This window comes from Streptomyces avermitilis MA-4680 = NBRC 14893 (genome assembly GCF_000009765.2).
GTDB classification, from domain to species: Bacteria; Actinomycetota; Actinomycetes; order Streptomycetales; family Streptomycetaceae; genus Streptomyces; species Streptomyces avermitilis.
In genome coordinates this window covers 87,086-100,892 of sequence record NC_003155.5, presented here as the reverse complement: position 1 = coordinate 100,892, position 13,807 = coordinate 87,086, and the positions used below count along the sequence as shown (strand labels likewise).

The 13,807-nt window shown below is 70.6% G+C and carries 12 protein-coding genes and 3 pseudogenes; 10 read left to right on the top strand and 5 right to left on the bottom strand.

Translation table 11 applies throughout. The features are described from left to right. Positions 1 to 26: 26 nt before the first annotated feature. Both SAVERM_RS00880 and SAVERM_RS00875 read left to right on the top strand, forming a co-directional pair. Positions 27 to 614 carry an ALF repeat-containing protein gene (locus tag SAVERM_RS00880; RefSeq protein WP_010981525.1) on the top strand — a complete coding sequence of 196 codons (588 nt, stop codon included), beginning with the start codon at positions 27 to 29 and terminating at the stop codon, positions 612 to 614. Between the two features lie 228 nt (positions 615 to 842). Continuing rightward, entirely contained in the window at positions 843 to 1,619 is a 777-nt protein-coding gene (locus tag SAVERM_RS00875; protein ID WP_010981524.1) for a hypothetical protein, read from the top strand. 325 nt (positions 1,620 to 1,944) lie between these two features. On the opposite strand, the gene SAVERM_RS45675 is transcribed toward SAVERM_RS00875, so the two are convergent. The 3 genes from SAVERM_RS45675 to SAVERM_RS00870 all read right to left on the bottom strand — a co-directional run bounded on the left by SAVERM_RS45675 (position 1,945) and on the right by SAVERM_RS00870 (position 4,631). Continuing rightward, complete coding sequence (locus tag SAVERM_RS45675) at positions 1,945 to 2,172, bottom strand: hypothetical protein (protein WP_420822303.1); 228 nt, start codon at positions 2,170 to 2,172, stop codon at positions 1,945 to 1,947. Between the two features lie 1,707 nt (positions 2,173 to 3,879). Further along, entirely contained in the window at positions 3,880 to 4,041 is a 162-nt protein-coding gene (locus SAVERM_RS43170) for a hypothetical protein (protein ID WP_167544187.1), read from the bottom strand. A gap of 284 nt (positions 4,042 to 4,325) precedes the next feature. Continuing rightward, complete coding sequence (locus tag SAVERM_RS00870; protein ID WP_037652235.1) at positions 4,326 to 4,631, bottom strand: hypothetical protein; 306 nt, start codon at positions 4,629 to 4,631, stop codon at positions 4,326 to 4,328. Between the two features lie 156 nt (positions 4,632 to 4,787). On the opposite strand from SAVERM_RS00870, the gene SAVERM_RS00865 reads away from it, so the two are divergent. Next, on the top strand, positions 4,788 to 5,783 hold the full coding sequence (locus tag SAVERM_RS00865) for a helix-turn-helix transcriptional regulator (RefSeq protein ID WP_010981522.1): 996 nt from the start codon (positions 4,788 to 4,790) through the stop codon (positions 5,781 to 5,783). Between the two features lie 100 nt (positions 5,784 to 5,883). Here the strand turns inward: SAVERM_RS00865 and SAVERM_RS00860 are convergent, their stop codons facing one another. After that, entirely contained in the window at positions 5,884 to 6,651 is a 768-nt protein-coding gene (locus SAVERM_RS00860) for a TioE family transcriptional regulator (RefSeq protein WP_010981521.1), read from the bottom strand. A 58-nt stretch (positions 6,652 to 6,709) separates the two neighbouring features. Between SAVERM_RS00860 and SAVERM_RS00855 the strand changes: the two genes are divergently transcribed. Continuing rightward, on the top strand, positions 6,710 to 7,954 hold the full coding sequence (locus tag SAVERM_RS00855; RefSeq protein WP_010981520.1) for an erythromycin esterase family protein: 1,245 nt from the start codon (positions 6,710 to 6,712) through the stop codon (positions 7,952 to 7,954). A gap of 197 nt (positions 7,955 to 8,151) precedes the next feature. Here SAVERM_RS00855 and SAVERM_RS44070 read toward each other — a convergent pair whose 3' ends face one another. Then, a complete protein-coding gene (locus SAVERM_RS44070; RefSeq protein ID WP_010981519.1) occupies positions 8,152 to 8,370 on the bottom strand; it encodes an FBP domain-containing protein in 219 nt (72 codons plus the stop codon). 205 nt (positions 8,371 to 8,575) lie between these two features. Here SAVERM_RS44070 and SAVERM_RS00845 point away from each other — a divergent pair, with 205 nt between their 5' ends. The 6 genes and pseudogenes from SAVERM_RS00845 to SAVERM_RS00820 all read left to right on the top strand — a co-directional run. Beyond that, positions 8,576 to 9,157 carry a TetR/AcrR family transcriptional regulator gene (locus SAVERM_RS00845; RefSeq protein WP_010981518.1) on the top strand — a complete coding sequence of 194 codons (582 nt, stop codon included), beginning with the start codon at positions 8,576 to 8,578 and terminating at the stop codon, positions 9,155 to 9,157. Between the two features lie 543 nt (positions 9,158 to 9,700). After that, positions 9,701 to 10,471: a polysaccharide deacetylase family protein gene (locus SAVERM_RS00840; RefSeq protein WP_010981517.1), complete on the top strand. Its 771-nt coding sequence runs from the start codon at positions 9,701 to 9,703 to the stop codon at positions 10,469 to 10,471. 242 nt (positions 10,472 to 10,713) lie between these two features. Next, a pseudogene (locus SAVERM_RS00835) lies at positions 10,714 to 11,040 on the top strand (putative RNA methyltransferase); the annotation flags it as partial. Between the two features lie 221 nt (positions 11,041 to 11,261). After that, the gene (locus tag SAVERM_RS00830) at positions 11,262 to 12,200 is read left to right on the top strand and encodes a MerR family transcriptional regulator (RefSeq protein ID WP_037652249.1); all 939 of its coding nucleotides are present in this window, start codon (positions 11,262 to 11,264) and stop codon (positions 12,198 to 12,200) included. 85 nt (positions 12,201 to 12,285) lie between these two features. Next, a pseudogene (locus SAVERM_RS00825) lies at positions 12,286 to 13,177 on the top strand (IS982 family transposase). Positions 13,178 to 13,203: 26 nt separating this feature from the next. Next, positions 13,204 to 13,725: pseudogene (locus SAVERM_RS00820) on the top strand (class I SAM-dependent methyltransferase); the annotation flags it as partial. Positions 13,726 to 13,807: the final 82 nt, after the last annotated feature.

Sequence of the window (13,807 nt, the reverse complement as noted above, 5' to 3'; positions counted from 1 at the left end):
GTAGCAAACGAAGAGGAGCATTCCCCTTGCGACTGCATCGCGTAGCGCCCGGCATCGCCGCGGGCATCCTCGCCCCGGCCCTCCTGCTCGCCACCCCGTCCTTCGCCGCCACGGCGGCACCGACCGCGGTGACGGTGCCCGCGGTGTCCTCGTCCGCCAACGAGCCGGACGCCGACGACCTGAGGGTGGCCATAGTCCGGATCCTCGCCGACCCGGACAGCGGCCAGCGTGTGACACGAGAAGCCAACGCCCTCCTGGACGCCAACGACCCCGAGGCCATGCGCGCCTGGCTGGAGACCGGCTACCGCATCGCCCAGGCCGAGGACGACCGCGTCGCCATCACGCGCCTGCTCGCCGACCCCGACAGCGGCCGGCGCGTCATCGCCGAGGTCAACGCCCTCCTAGACGCCAACGACTCCGACGCGATCCGCGCCTGGCTGGAGACCGGCTACCGCATCGCCCAGGCCGAGGACGACCGCGTCGCCATCGCCCGCATCCTCGCCGACCCGTCCATCAGCCCGGCCCTGCGCGCGGCAGCCAACGCCGCCCTCGACGACAACACACCCGAAGCACTGCGCCACTTCCTGGAAGTCGGCAGGTACCAGGTCGCCTGACCGGCACGGCGCCGCACCACAGCGCGTCGCCCGGGTGGCACCTCCTGCCGCACGCACGGTCGCCGGAACGCCGAGAATCCGGGCGGGGCCGCCTGCACCTCTGTGTGCCAGCGGGCCCCGCCCGGCAGGCCCTGTGCCGGCTCGGCGCCCTCCGCAGAGCTCTGTGGTCTCGCCGCCTGGTGCGGCATGGGCCACTGACACCTCCGACAGCAGAAAGCACATTCTTCGATGACCACACAACCCCTACGCACCGAGCGCAGCGGTCCGCAGACCGCTTCCCTCGTGACCGACCTGCCGTTCAAGCCTCAGCTCGTCAAAGCGGTGTTCAGGGACGTGACCTCGTTGCACGTCTCCCGGCCGGCCGCGTGGGCCGCCGCGTCGGTGACGCGGACCGTGCTGACGGAGATCATCGACGGCGCGAGAAGCGCGGCGGCCGAGGAGGCCAGGAAGAGGCTGATTCCCAAGGACCTCATCTCGGCGATCGACCGGAACGTCGAGGTGGAGGTGGGATCGGCGTGGTACCTGCACAGCCCGACCTTCCACGGCCTGATGGGCGAGGTGCGCAACGCCGATGGTGCGCTCGTGTCTCTTCGTGAGCGCCGCGGGGCGCGTACACCGAGTGGTGTGGCTGGCGCCCACCGGTTCGAGGCCGGGGTGAGAAGGCTGCTGGCAAGCCGGGGGGTGAGGGCGGTCCCGGCGATGGTCCGCGACCTGGACGGAATCGTGAGCGTGTTCCTGACGGCCCTGGCCCGGGACGCGGCCAAGGTCGTCCGCGAGGGCGGGGTCAAGCGGTTCGGGACGGTCAGTCTGGTGGTGCCGGGCGAGCCAGCCCCGGCCCCGCTGCTCAAGGACCCCCTCCTCGCCCTGTCCACCCGCCGCGGGGACGGGCGGACTGTTGGCGGGGACGACGTCCTGGCCGCCGTCACGATGCAGCTGTTCGGCGATCTCAGACAACGCGCCATCACCGAGGCAGCCGAGATGACACGGAACACGTCGGCCAACTGATCGGGCCCGCCCCTGCGCTCTGCCCACTGCGCACGGTTCCCACGTGTGCGCGGCTCCCGGAATCTGCCGCTCGCATTCGGCTCCGGTCGGCTCGCGAGAACGGGCTCGTCGCATGGGCGCGGACCGCCGGCCGCAGGCACCCCACGGGGAAGGCCTCCCTTACTGATCATTTCAGAATGAATTCTGGTTCAGGGGCTTGGCAGTTGGGCTAGCGGGCGGCAGAGTTCTGCAGGTGCCGGATGATCTTGTGTCTGATGACCGGTGGGATCGCGTGGCCCCGCTGCTCCCTCCTCGCCCGCCGCGGCGTCGGCGGTATCCAGGCCGCCTACCGGCGGATGACCGCGCGGCTCTGCGCGGGACGCCTGATGCGTGAGGCCGCGTGCGGCGATGCGCTGCCAGGTGCCGTGGTCGCGGTCGCCCTGCCAACCGCATCCGGCCCGGTCGGGACACAAGGCCCACTTCCAGCCCGGCACTGCCCCCGTTGCCGCAGCGGGCTCAGGCAACGGGGGCAGTGCCGGGAGGTATTCCGGGGCGGGACGGTGACGACGGCGATCCCCGCCTCGGCGGCCAGGTGCCTCTTCTTGGAACGCGTGGAGGGGCCCTGGTGCTGTACGGCACCAGGGCCCCGAAGGAACTGCTACACCATCTGCCGGCCTCAGTGCTGCGCCGGCCTACTGAAGTCCGCACGGCCGCCCGATACGCGGGCGGGATGCGGGGATCGCGGATGCGTGACCGGAGACCACCTACCTATCGATGTCCTGCGGTACCCGGGCTCACGTCGTACGCCCGGGCGATCCTGATGGCGCTCAACTCCTCCGTTCTTCCCTCTGAACCCATCACTTGCCAAAACCGGTACTGCGAACTGCTGATACCGCTCTTACTGCTGTACTGCGGGTACTCCTGGTGATGCGAACTACTGGTGGCCCCGGAAAGCGCCACTCTGTCCGGCAGCCGGCCTCGTTGGAACCGACCTGAACCGCTCCGGCCCAGAACCCCGCCGCCGAACCTCCCGGCACGCGCGCCCGCAGCCCGACGCCTTCACCGAGAAGCCACTCACCACTGCACTGCTGAACGGCGGCCCCTGAATACTGCGGGCCACCCGGTCCGGTCGTCAGTCCCGTCACCGTCCTGCAAAAGCCCTGGCTTCGGAACTCCACCACCGCACCGTCCTGCGAACTGCGGTACTACCGCCTGGCAGTTCATCTCTGCCGGGCTTGCTCTCCCTTGGCTACGAGAGAAACCATAACCACGCCACCGCACAATGTCTACTCCGGCGGACATAGATTTCGGAGTGTCGGGGGCGCAGATAACCTCTACTGGGGCAGGGCGCCGCTCGCTGCTCTGCCCGCGGGGGCGACCCAGACGTCGGCCGCTGCACCGGCAACCGGGTTCTGCGGCGCCCACCACGCCACGCCGCCGGCGGCCAGTGACACCGCCCGGTACCTCGGCGCAGCCCTGCCGGCAACGGGGTGCGACACGCCTGCCGTCAGGCCCGTGCCGAGTGCCGCCCGGCGGGCGATGCGGCATCAGGTGTCGTGCCGGGGTGAGAGGGACCGGGGAGTGTCACCGGACTGGATCCCCGAACCCGGCATCGGCGACACACGCCCGCCGGCCGAACTCCATGAGGGGCGGCTGCTGCGCCGCAGGGAAACGTACCCGCCCCCTCATCCGTCACCCGCCCCGAAGGCTGCTGGCCCTCGCCTCCGGGCTGCGCGCTTGCCCCCCTTGCCGACCCGGCACCGAACCGGAGGTGTCCTCGAGCAGGCGAACCGGTGCGGCGGCGCCGGGACCGTCGAAACGACGCCCGGCGGCACAGGCCTCAACTCCGTCCGGCCGCACAGTAGCCCGAAGGCGCGGCGGGGGTGAAGGTCATCTCACTGGGAACGCGGGAAGAGGCCGACAGGGTTCCGCGGCGGCCGTGCGGCGCCTCCTGGACGGCCGCGCCGGATGCCGCATGCCTGGGCGGCAGGGGCGTCACCAGTTGGCGCGTTCGGTGGCGCGACTGCACCGGCAGTGCCGCCGGATGCCGCACCGGCCCGAACTGGCCCTGGCCCATGGGCCAGGCGGTCTTGTTTCCCTGCCCCCGAGCCCGCTTGGCGTCGCGGGGCCCGCCGTGGGGGAGAGCCGGCGCCGGAGCGCGGAGAATGTGACGGCCCTTGTCCGGTCCAAGGTCAGGGGCCGCGCCCAGGAGGGCCGCACCCGCCTGTGGCCCTGCCGCTCACGGGGAGCAGCAGGGCCACAGGCGGGTGCGGGGGGCCGCTCACTGCCAGCCGGCGTCGGCGGGGGCGACCTGCCAGCCCGCGTCGCCGGCGGCAAAGACCCGGGCCGTTGCGGACTCGGACGCGAAGGCCGGAGCGGCGAGGGTGGCCGCGAGGGCGAGGGTGGCGACCGCGGCGGCCTGGGCGATACGAGTGCGGCTCATGACTGTTCGGGTCCTTCCGGCGTCAACTATGAGGCGGCTCCGGCCCGTTCCCACACCCCGCGGTGGTGCGTGTCCCGGCCGGTGATTCATAGCTTCGCCGCAGGTCAGGCGGGCGGGAAGGGGTGGCCGGTGGACGGAAGGGGCCTTGGACGGATGCGTCCACACCGGCCCCGGCCGGCGGCCACGGCCACGGCCACGACCCGGGCCCGACCGGCCGCCCTCCCGGCCCCGGCGGCCCTCCCGGCCCGGCCCTGTCCGGCGGCCCGATCAGTCCACCGGCTTGATCAGCCCGGCGTCCGCTCGAACGCCAGCGGCACGAGCGGGACCCCCGCGCCGCGCAGCCGGGCCCCGCGCAGGACGGGAACGTCTTCCGCCAGCCGGCGGCTCACCCGTGCGGCTCTCTCCTCCGCCTCCTCCAGGCGGGCGGCGAGCAGATAGAAGCCGAGGGTGAGCCGGGACGGCGACCGGGGATGCACGGCCACGTGCTCGACGAGGTCGTCCGCCGTGAGGGCCGCCCGGATCATGTCCCGTGCTCCGAAGGGGAGTTGGGTCCGGGGCGGAAACTCCAGATGGATGTGGACGAGGTACATGCCTCTACCGTCCCAGCACACGGGCACCCACCACGGCCGTCCGCTTTGGCCTGTTCCGTCCGTGGCCTGTTCCGTCCACCGTCTGTCGTAACCGGCAACAGTCTGGAAAGATCGTTTCGCTTTTTGGCAAAAGCCATGGGAACTGGGGGGTTACCAATGCTGACCACACTGGGTCTGGACACGGCCGCTGAGACGGTCTACCGCACGATGCTGATGCATCCGCAGGCGGGCGTCGCCGAACTCGCCGTACACCTGGAGGTACCGGAGGGGGACGTACGCGACGCACTCGACATGCTGAGCGAACTGGCGCTCGTGCGGATGTCCGCCGAGGACGCGGGGCGGCTGCGCGCGGTCTCGCCCGACATCGGCATGGAGATCCTGATGGCACGCCAGCAGGCCGAACTCGCCGCGCAGCAGCAGCGCGTGGAGGCCTCGCGGGCAGCCGCGGCCCAGCTGATCTCCGAGTACTCCGAGCTGCGCCCGGCCACCCGCCACCCCGAGGTGGAACAACTGGTGGGCCTGGACCAGATACGCGACCGGCTCACCGGTCTCACGCGCGAGGTGAGCGAGGAGCTGCTCACCTTCGCCCCGGGCGGCCCGCAGACCGCGGACAACATGGCCGCGTCCCGGCCGCTCAACGGGGACCTCCTCGGCCGCGGGGTGCGCATGCGCACGCTCTACCTCGACAGCGTGCGCACCGACCGGGCCACCGTCGAACACGCCAGATGGCTCACGTCCCTGGGCGGCCAGGTGCGCACCGTGCCCGCCCTGCCCACCCGGCTGATCCTCATGGACCGCAAGACCGCGCTGATCTCGGTCAGCAGCGACGACACCGCGGCCGGAGCGGTGGTCCTCACCGGACAGGGCACGCTGACCGCGCTGCACGCCCTGTTCGAGACGACGTGGGCTGGCGCGCAGCCGCTGGGGGACACCGTCCCCGTGGACCGGCACGGTCTCACCGGCCAGCAGGCCACCGTCGTACGCCTCCTCGCCGAGGGCCACACCGACGAGACGATCGCCAAGCGCCTGGGCGTCTCGCCCCGCACGGCCCGCCGCATCGCCTCCGAACTCATGGAACGCCTGGAGGCCCGCAGCCGCTTCGAGGCGGGCGTACGGGCCGTCCAGCGCGGCTGGCTGCCCGCGCGGGCCTAGGGCTTCACCTGGAGCCAGGACACCTGGAGGCGAGGCACCGTTCAGCACCGGAAGGCCAAGAACAAGCCGAGCAGGTGTTTTTCAACCTTGAAGACGCAGGTCAGGACCTGGTTTTCCTGCGCTCGTGGAGGTACGCCTCCAGCCCGGCGGCCCCGGCCAGCAGCGCCCGCCCGCGGGCGGACAGCCGGCCGTGCCAGTCGCGCAGGGCGGCCTCCAGCGGCTCCAGGCCGCCGGCCGCCCGCACCCGGGCGATCAGCGGGGCGATCTGCTCCAGCAGGTAGCCGCCCCGCCTGAGCTGGTGGGCCAGCCGGGCGTCCCGTACGTCGGCCTCGTCGTAGACGCGGTACCCCGTCAGCGGGTCGCGGCGCGGGCGCACCAGCCCGGCGCGTTCCCATGTGCGCAGCGTCGCGGGCCGGATCCCGAGCTTGTGTGCCAGCGGCCCGATGAACGTGCCGCCGGACCCGGACCCGGACCCCGCGGCCGGCCCGGACCCCCCACCGGGCCCGGACCCCGTGGTGGGCTCCAGGTCGCGCAGGGCGCTCTCCACGGCCTGGAGGGTCCGCCGGTCGTCGAGGAGCTGGGCGTGGCTCTCGTCGATGAGGCGCAACGCCTCATCGACCGCGCCCTCGTTCACCGCCCGCATGATCGACGCCGCCGTCCGGTGGCCGTGGCCGGGCACCAGCGCAAGAAACGCGCGCAGGGCCCCCGCGTGCAGCGAGGTATAGGTGCGGTAGCCGTGGGGTGTGCGGCCGGCGGCCGGAAGGATGCCGGCCTCCTCGTAATTCCTGACCGCCTGCGTGGACAGACCGTGCCCACGCGCCAGATCAACCGGCCTGAGCCGCTCACCGCTTTGAAGGTTTCGCCCCATGAACCTGCCGATATCGCGGAAAAGTTTCAACCGAAGCTTCAACGATACCGTCGAAGGCATGGCTACTGGCATCAAGGACACCGCCCATGCTGTTGAGGCCGCCGCCGTCATGAGGCTGCTCCCGGCCCGGCCCCGGCTGCTCGCCCTGGGCGAGCCCACCCACGGCGAGGACACTCTCCTCGGCCTGCGCAACGAACTCTTCCGGCAGCTCGTCGAGCAGGAGGGCTACCGGACGATCGCGATCGAGAGCGACTGCCTGACGGGCCTGGCCGTGGACGACTACGTCACCTCGGGCACCGGCACTCTCGACGAGGCCATGGAACACGGATTCAGCCACGGCTGGGGCACCTTTGCGGCCAACCGCGAACTCGTGCGCTGGATGCGCGCCTACAATGTCCGTGCCGCCAACGACGGCCGGCCCGCCTGCGAGCGGCTCCGCTTCGCCGGCTTCGACGGCCCGCTGGAGATCACCCACGCCGCGAGCCCCCGGCAGGCCCTCACCGCACTCCACAGCTACCTCGCGACCCGGGTGGACACAAACCTGCTCCCCTGCACCGCAACCACACTCGACCACCTGCTCGGCACCGACGACCGGTGGACCCATCCCGCCGCGATGACGGACCCGGCCCAGTCCGCGGGGCAGTCGGCCGAGGCCGGCCGGCTGCGGCTGCTCGCCGACGATCTGGTGGCGCTGCTCGACGCACAGACGCCGCACCTGACCACGGCGACCTCGCGGGACGACTGGGACCGGGCACGCCTGTACGGGCGCACCGCGACCGGCCTGCTGCGCTACCACTACTGGATGGCCGACACCTCACCGGCCCGCATGACCCGGCTGGTGGGCCTGCGGGACCAGATGATGGCCCACAACCTCCTCGCCCTCGCCGCCCGGGGCCCGGCACTCATCCACGCCCACAACTCCCATCTCCAGCGGGCCAAGAGCACGATGCGCATGGGCGGGATACCGCTGGAGTGGTGGAGCGCCGGTGCGCTGGTGAGCGCCCGGCTCGGCGAGGAGTATGCCTTCGTGGCCACCGCCCTCGGCACGATCCGCCACCAGAAAGTGGACACCCCGCCGCCGGACACCGTCGAAGGACTCCTGTACGCGCTCCCGCAGGACCGCTGCGTCATCGACGCCCCGCGGCTGGCCACCGCCCTCGGCGACACGCGGCCCGCGCCCCGCGTATCCCCCTGGTTCGGCTACGCCCCGCTCGACCCGGCCCACCTGGCGGACAGCGACGGCATCGTGTTCGTCAAGGACGTCGTGCAGAGCCGGCCCCGGCTGTTCAGCAAAACCGGCTGAACCGACACCTGACGGCAGAAAGGTGTCGCTGACCGCGATACCGGGGGGAGGGGGGCTGGAGCGGGAGGCGGCCCCCGGCCGCGGTCACCTGGGCGATGACGCGGCGAGGTCCGCCACGGCCGGCTGGACCTTCTCCTCCAGGGTGAGGGACTCGTGCGCAGGCGTGCGCCGGTGCCCGCGTCCTCCTTCCCGCGTGCCTACAGGAGCAGGCAGGCCAGATCGATGCCCATGCAGATGCCGGCCGAGCTGCCCTGCTGCCCGGCCTTCCCGGACCTCGCCGCGGCCGTCAGGCAGACGCCCCCGGTGCCGGTGGCCACGCACACCGAGCACCTGCTGCGGCACATCTGCCCGGCGCCGGCGCCGCCGCCGGAGGAGCACAGCCGGACACCGGCCGGGCGGCCGTCCGGCTCGGTCACAGGCAGGCCCGGTCAAAGGCAGGCCCGGTCAAAGGCCAGGCCCGGGGATCTCACCTGCCCAGGAAGTCCAGACCGCCGAGGCACTGCCCGGCCGGTCACGGGGGACGGCCAGACGCCTGGCCCCATCCCTTGGCGCAGACCTAATTCGATTAGGCAAGTGCATAATCGTCGATGCCAGAGATGGGAAGCAATTCGGAGGATGAGCATGGCAGGGACCGGACGGGTAGGACTGACCACGGAGCGCCTGGTCCGGGCAGGAGCAGAACTCGCCGACGAGATCGGCTTCGAGCAGGCGACCCCCGCGGAACTCGCCCGGCGGTTCGGCGTCAAGACCGCGAGCCTGTACTCGCACGTGAAGAACGCCCACGACCTCAAGACCAAGATCGCCCTGCTCGCCCTGGAGGAACTCGCCGACCAGGTCTCCACCGCGGTGGCAGGACGGGCCGGCAAAGACGCCCTGACCGCCTTCGCGAACGCCTACCGCGACTACGCCCTCATCCACCCGGGACGCTTCGCCGCAGCCCAGTTCCGGCTCGACCCGCAGACGGCGGCCGCCAGCGCCGGCGTCCGGCACGCCCAGATGACGCGGGCGATCCTGCGCGGCTACCACCTGGCCGAACCGCACCAGACACACGCGGTGCGGCTGCTGGGCAGTGTCTTCAGCGGCTACGTCGGCCTGGAGAGCGCCGGCGGCTTCAGCCACAGCGCCCCCGACTCCAAGGAGAGCTGGACCGAGATCCTCAACGCACTCGACGCCCTGCTGCGCAGCTGGCCCACCGCCTCCTGACCCACCCGAGGAATCCGATGACCTGCGCGAAGCGGTGTGAACTACCGCCTGGCGCAGGCGAGTCGGACGGACCGCACCCGACCGCAGACCGCGCGCCTGGTCCCGCGTCCGCCACCGCAGATCCACCCCGCGAACCGGCCCGCAACCCGTGCGAACACCGACTCCAACTCCCAGTCCCACCAACCGGCTTCGGCCACTTTGCCATGCCCGGAACAACGAAGCCGGCCAGCTCAGGCAACGATTTCCGACTGGAGCAGCGAGCCGTCGACGCTGAAGGTCTGGTCGATGTTGCCGGTGGAGCCCACCGGCCAGGTGAAACACGCGGCGGGGGCCGCGAGTTGATGGCGTACGCGTCCGTCCGGACAGGCACCGCCGGCCCGATACCGCTGGTCAACGAACTCACCGGCTCCCGACGCGGACGCTCACGCGTCTCGAAACCCCTGCGGAATTGTCCGTGATCAGCAACAGAGGGATCTCGCGGGGCCGTTTCTCCGTCCTGACGGGTGCACGGAATCCACCACGACGACAAGGAACAGGGCTGACATGGCGCGGCATGGCGGGCGGGGATGGTACGGCCGGGTACTTGCGGCGGCGGTCGGGGTGACGGCGCTGGCAGCCGCTACCTCGGTATGGACCGCACAGGCCGGTCCCGTCGACGGGCAGCACTCCGCGCGCCCCGCCGCACCGGGTTCCGGCACCGGCCGGGCGCCGGTGTCGGCGGACATCGCCCACGCCTCGGACCACGGCGCCCAAGGCGTCAACATCACCATCGACGACGGACCGGACCCCATCTGGACACCGCAGGTGCTGCAAGTGCTGCGGGAGAACGGCGTGAAGGCCACCTTCTGCATGGTGGGCACACAGGCCCAGGCTCACCCGGACCTGGTCAAGGCGGTGGTGGCGGCCGGGCACCGGCTGTGTGACCACACGGTCTCGCACGACACCACCATGGACACCAAGTCCCACTCGTACCAGTCACGACAGATCCTGGACGCCGAACGCATGATCACCAAAGCCTCCGGAGGCGTCCGGCCGCTGTACTACAGGGCCCCGGGCGGTGCCTTCACCCCCTACAGCCGGCACCTCGCGGCCTCCCGGGGGATGCGGCCGCTGGGCTGGAACGCCGACTCCAAGGACTTCGAGCGCCCCGGCGCCGACGCCATCAGCGCCACCGTCAAGAACGAGATACCCCACGGCCCGACCATTCTCTTCCACGACGCCGGCGGGGACCGCTCCCAGACCGTGGCCGCCCTGCGCGAGCTCCTGCCGTGGCTGAAGCAGCAGGGATATTCCTTCGGCTTCCCAGTGCGCTGAAATCGTAGAATCGCGGTGTGACGTTCACGAGCACCCCGCACTACTGCTTCCTCTGACCGGGAGGCCGAGGGCGATGCCGGACGGCGTCGCCCTCCTTGGTGTGCCTGCTGCGTGAACTTACGTTCCCGGAGCTGCCCGTTACCGAGGCGGCCGGATGCCGGGCCCGTTCCCCCTTGGGACGGCGTTTTTCTGAACACGTGCAGGCACAGACCTCTCCCTTTCACCGTTGCCAGGAGTGCCTTGTGCCCGTGTCGCTGTCCCCTGCCCTCGAACCGTTCCTCGACCTCCTGCGCTGCCCAACGTGCCGCACCGGTCTCCACCTCGGCCACGGCGCACTGCGCTGCCCGGCCGGCCACACCTTCGATATCGCCCGCCACGGCTACGTCAGCCTTCTGACGGGCACCCGCGCCACCAGCGGCGACGATGCGGCCATGGCCCGGGCCCGGGACCGGTTCCTGTCCACCGGCAGCTACGGGCCCATCCGCCAAGCCGTGGCCCGCCTGGCGGCCGACGCGATGCCCGAGCAGGGCACGGTCCTGGACGTGGGGTGCGGCACGGGCTACTACCTAGATGATTGAGTCCAAGGGCTCGTAGTCGTAGGCCGCCAGCGAGTGGCGTCGCATGTCGCTGCCATCGCCCGCCCAGCACGTGCAAGGCGTGCCCGTTTCATTTTGGCGGTCAGCGGAGAGCACGCGACGCATGCTTCAGCGACTCGGTGGACGTCTGGGTCGGGGCCCGGCTGGGGAATGGCCTTGAGTCTCCACTGACTGGAGACAGCAGAGTGGGGGACATGGACGTTACGACCCTCTACTCGATCGGGGAGCTTTCCCGGCGGACCGGCTTGTCTGTGAGGACCATCCGGTTCTACTCCGATTCGGGGGTGGTAGCGCCGACCACCCGTAGTCCCGCCGGTTACCGGCTCTACGACCTCGACGCACTGCTCCGTCTGGAACTCCTGCGCACACTGCGCGAGCTGGGCATGGACCTGCCCACGATTCAACGGGTACTGGACCGTGAGCTCTCGGTGGCGGAAGTCGCCGCGGCGCACGCCGACGCCATGGACGTCCAGATCCGGACGCTGCAACTGCGTCGGAGCGTTCTGCGAGTCGTGGCCAGCCGCGGGTCCAGTCCCGAGGAGACCAAGCTCATGCACAGGCTCACGCAGTTGTCCGGCGAGGAACGCCGCCGTCTGATCGACGATTTCATGGATGGCACCTTCGGCACAGTGGATGCCGACCCAGCCGCGGTGGCCATGGTTCGCGCTGCCACTCCCGACCTCCCCGATGATCCGACCGGCGAGCAGGTCACCGCGTGGGTGGAGCTCGCCGAGCTGGTCGGCGACGAGGATTTCCGTGCCCGGATGCGCCGGACGGCCGTACGTCAGGCGGCCGGGCGCCCGCTCGACATCGAATGCGATGCCGGCGAGGAACTGATGGAGTTCACCCGTCAGAAGGTGGCCGAGGCCATGGAGGCGGGCATCGACCCGCTCAACGACAGGGGCGCACCCGTCATCGACGACCTCGTGCACCGCTTCGCCGAGGTGCTCGCGCGCACCCCTGACACGGAATTCCGGGACTGGATGGCCCAGCAGTTCGAAGAGACGCACGATCCCCGGGTAGACCGATACTGGCAGCTGGTATGGATCGTCAACGGCTGGCACGTAGTACCGAACCTGATCCCGGTGTACCCCTGGCTCATCCAGGCCCTGCGAAATAGCCGTGACGCATAGTCACCGCAGTGGGCACGCCCCGGATCCCTGAATGAGTCCAGAGGATCACCTGCGGACATGAGGCGAGGGCGTCCAACGTCGATGTGTGACTAACAACCTGGACACCCTCGCAACGGCACTCTATGCCCGGATTGACGACGAGTTGAAGGCTTCACCGTGGCTGGCGCCGTGGCGGCCTGCCATCGGAATCACGCCCACACTCAGTGACGCCGAGCTGATCACGCTCGCGGTCATGTCGGCGCTGCTCGGATACACCTCTGAGCGGCGCTGGCTTCGCCGCGTCGGGCGGGACTTCGGCCACCTGTTTCCCTACGTGCCCCAGCAGTCCGGCTACAACAAGCGGCTGCGCGCCGCGTTCTCACTGCTCACCAGCATGATCCGGATCGTGGCCCGCGATACCTCACTGTGGAGCGACGATGTGTGGCTGGTCGACTCCACACCGGTCGGCTGCGGTTGCTCCCGTGAGACTGGCAGGCTGGGCCCAGTACGGCTACTGCGCATCACACTCGCGATACTTCTGGGGGCTGCGTCTGCACCTGGTGTGCACACTCGGCGGACTGCCGGTCCTGTTCGCACTCACCGGGGCGGACGAGCGCGAAACACTGCGCGACATGCTCGATACCGCGCCAGACGTCCTCGCCGCTCACCCCGGGCAGACGATCATCGGGGACAAGAACTACTTCGGCCGCGAGTTCGAGCGCGGCCTTGCCGAGCGTCACCTGAAGTTGCTGCGGCCAGCCCGCAAGGGGGAAGCCGAGCTGACCGGGTCACACCTGTTCAAACCGCTGCGGCAGGTCATCGAGTCGATCAATCAGACCTTCAAGGGGCAGCTCAACCTGGAACGACACGGCGGCAAGAGCCCTGCAGGAGTGTCAGCCCGGGTCTTGTGCCGGATCCTCGCACTCACAGCGGCGATCTGGCACAACGACCAAACTGGACAGCCCATCAAACGATCACTCACAGCCTACGGTCACTGACCGCAACAACACCCCTTGGACTCATTCATCTAGCCGGCGTCCTCGACCAGTTGCCCGGCGCCCGTGGTCTGGGCCTGGACACCTCGGTGCGCGCGCTGCGCTCCACCGCCCGAGCCCATGAGCGAGCCGCAGCGGTGACCTGGGTCCGTCCCTTCCCGCTGGCCGACCAGCTGGCCGACGTCGTGCTGGACGTGTTCGCCCCCCGCAACCCATCCGAGTTCCACCGGGTGCTGCGCCCGACCGGCCGGCTGGTCGTGGTGCGCCCTACCGGACGGCACCTGGCCGAACTGCGCGGCCAGGTCCCCGCGCTGGTCACGATCGACCCGGCCAAGGAACAGCGCCTGTTCACGGCTCTGACCCCCTTCTTCGAGACCTCCCGTACCGAACAGGTCGAGTACGCCACGTTCTTGACCAGGACGCAGGCCCTCGACCTGGTGGGGATGACGCCCAGCGCACGCCACCTGAACCGTGCAGACCTGGCCGGAAACGGCCTCCTGCCCGACCAGGTCACCGTCTCCGTGCTGGCCACCGCATACCGGCCCCGGTGACCCTGAGCGGGCGCACCCGCCTGCCGACCGGCGGACAGTGGGCGCCCCGGGTGACCACGACGGCCGGCGGGCGGCCCGGAGA

Bases quoted from the DNA above. Each gene is read 5' to 3' on its own strand.
- SAVERM_RS00875 (WP_010981524.1), top strand. From the start codon at position 843: ATGACCACACAACCCCTACGCACCGAGCGCAGCGGTCCGCAGACCGCT.
- SAVERM_RS43170 (WP_167544187.1), bottom strand. From the start codon at position 4,041: ATGAGCCGCACTCGTATCGCCCAGGCCGCCGCGGTCGCCACCCTCGCC.
- SAVERM_RS00870 (WP_037652235.1), bottom strand. From the start codon at position 4,631: ATGTACCTCGTCCACATCCATCTGGAGTTTCCGCCCCGGACCCAACTC.
- SAVERM_RS00865 (WP_010981522.1), top strand. From the start codon at position 4,788: ATGCTGACCACACTGGGTCTGGACACGGCCGCTGAGACGGTCTACCGC.
- SAVERM_RS00860 (WP_010981521.1), bottom strand. From the start codon at position 6,651: ATGGGGCGAAACCTTCAAAGCGGTGAGCGGCTCAGGCCGGTTGATCTG.
- SAVERM_RS00855 (WP_010981520.1), top strand. From the start codon at position 6,710: ATGGCTACTGGCATCAAGGACACCGCCCATGCTGTTGAGGCCGCCGCC.
- SAVERM_RS00845 (WP_010981518.1), top strand. From the start codon at position 8,576: ATGGCAGGGACCGGACGGGTAGGACTGACCACGGAGCGCCTGGTCCGG.
- SAVERM_RS00840 (WP_010981517.1), top strand. From the start codon at position 9,701: ATGGCGCGGCATGGCGGGCGGGGATGGTACGGCCGGGTACTTGCGGCG.
- SAVERM_RS00830 (WP_037652249.1), top strand. From the start codon at position 11,262: ATGGACGTTACGACCCTCTACTCGATCGGGGAGCTTTCCCGGCGGACC.